Below are 1852 nucleotides of genomic sequence, written 5' to 3'. Positions count from 1 at the left end.
TATAGCGGTCATTTTTTTAGATTTAGATCGTTTTAAAATTATTAATGACACCCTCAATCATGAAAATGGAGATTTTCTATTAAAGAAAGTAGCAGAACGTTTAAGTAAAGCGGATGATAAACGGGTGACCGATTTTTCAGTATATAGACTCGGGGGTGACGAGTTTACCTTTATTTTATCAAGTGTGACTAAAGATGAAACAACCATCTTTGTAAAAAGATTGTTAAATATATTTAAGAAATCTTTTACCTTAAAAGACCATGAACTATTTGTCACTTCCAGTTTGGGAATCAGTATGTATCCAACGGATGGTGAACACCCAGATGTTTTAATTAAAAATGCGGATATTGCGATGTATTCTTCCAAGGAATCGGGAAGAAATTCATATTCCTTCTTTACGCAAGAGATGAATGATGATTATCAGAAAAAAATGGTATTAGAAAAGGCTTTGCGAAAAGCAATACATTCCAATGAACTTAAAATTGTTTATCAACCAAAAATGAATATTGAAACGAACAATATCATTGGGATGGAAGCATTATTAAGATGGGAGAGTTCTGATTTAGGAATGATTTCACCAGCTGAATTTATTCCTTTAGCAGAAGAAACTGGAATCATATTACCGCTAGGTGAATGGATTCTTAAAACAGCATGTCTTCAAAATAAGAGATGGCAGGATATGGGGTACACTCCTATACCAGTATCCGTAAATATCTCACTGCGGCAATTTTATGACGGAAACTTTGTAGAATCTGTTATGAATATCTTAAAAGAAACAAATCTTGACGCTCAATATCTAGATTTAGAAATAACAGAGAGTATTTCGAGTGCAAACATCAACTCTGTGATTTCCACGTTGAATGAGTTAAAGGCAATGGGGATTTCGATTTCAATAGATGATTTTGGAACAGGATATTCCTCATTAAGTTACCTGAAAAAGTTTCCAATAAATAATCTGAAAATTGACCGATCCTTTGTAAGAGATATTACAAGCAATTCTGAAAATCGTGCCATTGTAAAAACCATTATTTCAATGGCCAATAATTTAAATCTTGATGTGATTGCTGAAGGAGTTGAGACGGAAGAGGAGTTAAAATTCCTAAAATCCAATGGCTGTATAGTTGTCCAGGGATATCTGTTCAGTCCACCGATATCGGATGAAGAATTTGAAAGAACCTTCTTAAAGCAACACAATGAACCTGCAAAAACAAAATACAAATAAGATTGGGCGGACAGGATTGTAAACTGTTCGCCCTTTCCATTTTCTAAAATGCTGCAATTTTTTCACTAATTTCGATCGCGAATTCATCTTTAAATTCCATCAAGTCGGTTCCATTTCTCCTCCTTGACCTCTAACATTGACTAAGTTTCACCATCGATAATGATGCGGCATTTATGTTGTTGTTCCCTAAAATTGATAGTAGTGTATCTGTAGCAGTCCCTATATTTCTTAGCTCAATTGTGGAATTTTTGGGTATATGGATAATTGCTTGTCCTATAAGCATTAGCGTTGCATTATTCACTTGTCTTGTAATGCCAAAGTTGGTTAAATTTCCAGGAACCAAAGAATGATTCAAGAAAATACCATATATAGAAGTTGAAGCAGGCCCATCAATCAGTAACGTATATTCTATTTTATAGTCTCCTGATTTCTGGATGGTTATAGTACTGCTATTCTGGGAAAATCTAATATTTTTCAATGAGCCGTGTTGATTAAATTGTATATTTTCATTGGGTCTTACTAAGATTGGTTCGGTTCCTACAAGTGTAAAATAACCATATGCCGCAGAAGATTTCTTTCTATTTCGATCAGACAAATTTTATTTCACCACCTTTTCAATCTGCTATTATA

2 protein-coding genes are annotated in these 1852 nt (G+C 33.9%); one reads left to right on the top strand and one right to left on the bottom strand.

Going from position 1 to position 1852, the window contains the following annotated elements:
* Nucleotides 1-1222 (top strand): putative bifunctional diguanylate cyclase/phosphodiesterase (locus V7659_RS21015; RefSeq protein ID WP_335542005.1); only part of this gene is annotated, 1222 nt, incomplete at its 5' end.
* 130 nt (nucleotides 1223-1352) lie between these two features.
* Here the strand turns inward: V7659_RS21015 and V7659_RS21010 are convergent.
* Entirely contained in the window at nucleotides 1353-1817 is a 465-nt protein-coding gene (locus tag V7659_RS21010) for a BclA C-terminal domain-containing protein (RefSeq protein ID WP_335542002.1), read from the bottom strand.
* Between the last annotated feature and the right edge of the window lie 35 nt (nucleotides 1818-1852).

Source organism: Neobacillus drentensis, assembly GCF_036966985.1.
Lineage (GTDB): Bacteria > Bacillota > Bacilli > Bacillales > Cytobacillaceae > Neobacillus > Neobacillus drentensis_E.
This window is presented reverse-complemented; position numbering and strand designations above follow the sequence as displayed.